Source organism: Bifidobacterium sp. (genome assembly GCF_050874245.1).
Lineage (GTDB): Bacteria > Actinomycetota > Actinomycetes > Actinomycetales > Bifidobacteriaceae > Bifidobacterium.
Window position 1 is genome coordinate 1 of the sequence record NZ_JBNMKH010000148.1, and the last position, 2474, is coordinate 2474.

Consider the following 2474-nt stretch of genomic DNA (forward strand, 5'->3'; position numbering starts at 1 on the left):
CCAAACCATGGCTGCAAGACGCAGCCATGGCAAGACGCAATCTACCGCCCGTACACGGAATCGGTGCCACGCAGCACCAGCTGCGCACGCACGATCTCATGCGCGTTCTCCAGCTGCTCGCCCTCGATCAGCTTCATGGCCTTCTGCGCCGCCGCGCGACCCATCGCATACGGATCCTGGCGCATGGTGGTCAGGTTCACGGTGTCCGCATACGGCGAATCATCAAAGCCGATGATCGAATAGTCCGTCGGCGTATGGTGGCCGTACCTGTCCAGGCGCAGCACCAGCGGGATCGCCATCATATCGGTCTGGCAGCAGATGCCGTCCGGGAACTCGTCAAGCGCCAGCAGCGCGGTCAACGCCGAATCCGCGAACGTCTTGCCACGAGGAACGGAAAGCACCCGCCACTTGAAGTCGTGAGTGCTTTCCATCGTCTTGCAGGCGCGGATGAAGCCCTGCCCACGCGCATCGATGGACGAGTTGATGGAATCCACGGCCTCGGAGCACACGTACACGATATTCTTGTGGCCCAGATTGATCAGATGCTGCGCGGCGGTGAACATGCCGTCCTCATCGTCGATGGAGATGGTGGCGTCGAATCCGCGCTGCGACGGCGTATTGATGCCGACGATCGGCACGTGGATGCGCTTGAGCTGCTGGATCTCCTTCGACTCCACGCCGAAGGACGTCACGAACACGGCGTCCACGTTGCGGCGGACCGGCAGATTCGTGAAAAATTCCTTACGATTCTCGGCCGTGTCGACGTGCTGGAACAGCGACACGTCATATCCGGCATCGTGCATGATGGAATCGATACCGGCGAAGACCTCCGTATTGAACCAGCTGGTGATCTCCTCGTTCATCAGCATCGCCACACGGAACGACTGTCCGGACTTCAGCGACGTGGCGGAACGGGAGATGTTGAAATCCAGCTTGTCCGCGGTTTCCAGAACCTTGCGACGGGTGCGGTCGGATACCAGTTCCGGACGTGTGAACGCTCGCGAAACCGTGGAAATCGACACACCGGCGGCTTTGGCAACCTCACGAATGCCTGCTTTGTCCATCTCTATCCCCTTTGCGGCTTCAGCACCGAAATCACAAACGTTTCCAGCATTGGAAATATTCGTTTGAGCGGCGATGCTCTCTCATTCTTTTTCCATCATACTGCGAACGTTGTCAAAAATCACGCTAGTTTTGCGCAAATTGCACAAATAATCAAAATAATCGGGTACAGAGCGTAAAAAGCCCACTTGGTCCACGAATGCTTATAGCCCAGACGGCCATTGTCGTAATGCACGAACGCGACGCCCACGCCAGGCGTGATCATCATCACCGCGCCGAACAGGCCGGCGGTGAACATCATCGAATTCTCATACTGCCGCATAAGCTTGAAAATCAGCACGAAACCAAGGGTCACGGCGCCAATGCTCATCATGTGCTGGCGCAGTCCGACGCGCAGCAGCAGGTCCCACAGCAGGCCGACCACCACCAGAAGGACCGAGAAAACCACCTTCATGGCCTTCTGGTAATGCTCGCCCACCCATTCAAGCGCCGCAAGCACCACAAACGCAACGAACAGGCCGAAAACCGGGTTCTGCGAACCCAGGTCGAAAGTCTTTCCGGACGTGGCGAGGTCATACGGCACCTCGCACACCACGGCGAGTGCAAACAACTGCAAACCGTATGCAACACGGCCGTGCGTTTTCATAAAGCCCTGCACCAGAAGCCACGCGTAGATCGGAATAGCGAACCAGGAAGCCACCTCGCTGAGAACCATTGCAGTCAGCGACGTCATGTTGTTCGGGTCGGAGCCGAAGAACAGCGGGACGATGGTGGTGGAGCCGGCGGACAGCACCAGCGCCACCGCGCCGATGACCTTGAGCTGGAACACCGTCAGACCACGGCGCTTCTTCTTGGCTCGGCGCGCGGCGCTGAATCCAATCTGTTCGGTCGAATCGGTTCCAGCTCCCTGATCGGCATAGCCTTCCATACGTCCTCCTGTTCATATGCGCGCCCTTGCGTGCGCGCGATTAGGTAATCGATTAATCGATACACGGCCTATGTGCGTTTCACGTGCGGCTTACGCGCGACTCGCACGTTGGACTATATACAAGCCCACGTGCGGCCAGCGCCGCGATTCACGCGTCCAGCACGAATTTCAGCAGCCCGTCGTAATCCGCGCCGTTAAAAGAACATACAGCATGCTCCGACACCTGCGGATCGTTCGCCGGCGAAATCTCCGTACGGAAATACGCGGCGTCGATGCCGGCGGAATTGGCGCCGATGATGTCGTTCTTCTCGTCGTTGCCCACCATGAGCGCGTTCTTGGCGGTGACGAACTCGCGGTCGAGCGCCAGCATGTACAGGTCGCGCGCGGGCTTGCGGATCTTTTCCTCACTGGAGATGATCACGTCGTCCAGCACGCTCGACAGTCCCGTCATCTCCAATTCCGGACGCGTGTAGCAGGCCTGCGC

At 58.6% G+C, this 2474-nt stretch carries 3 protein-coding genes; all 3 read right to left on the bottom strand.

Going from position 1 to position 2474, the window contains the following annotated elements:
• Nucleotides 1-41: 41 nt before the first annotated feature.
• On the bottom strand, nt 42-1064 hold the full coding sequence (locus ACR0P8_RS09325) for a LacI family DNA-binding transcriptional regulator (protein ID WP_432624795.1): 1023 nt from the start codon (nt 1062-1064) through the stop codon (nt 42-44).
• A 119-nt stretch (nt 1065-1183) separates the two neighbouring features.
• Complete coding sequence (locus ACR0P8_RS09330; RefSeq protein ID WP_432624796.1) at nt 1184-1990, bottom strand: TraX family protein; 807 nt, start codon at nt 1988-1990, stop codon at nt 1184-1186.
• 148 nt (nt 1991-2138) lie between these two features.
• Nucleotides 2139-2474 (bottom strand): HAD family hydrolase (locus tag ACR0P8_RS09335; RefSeq protein WP_432624797.1); only part of this gene is annotated, 336 nt, incomplete at its 5' end.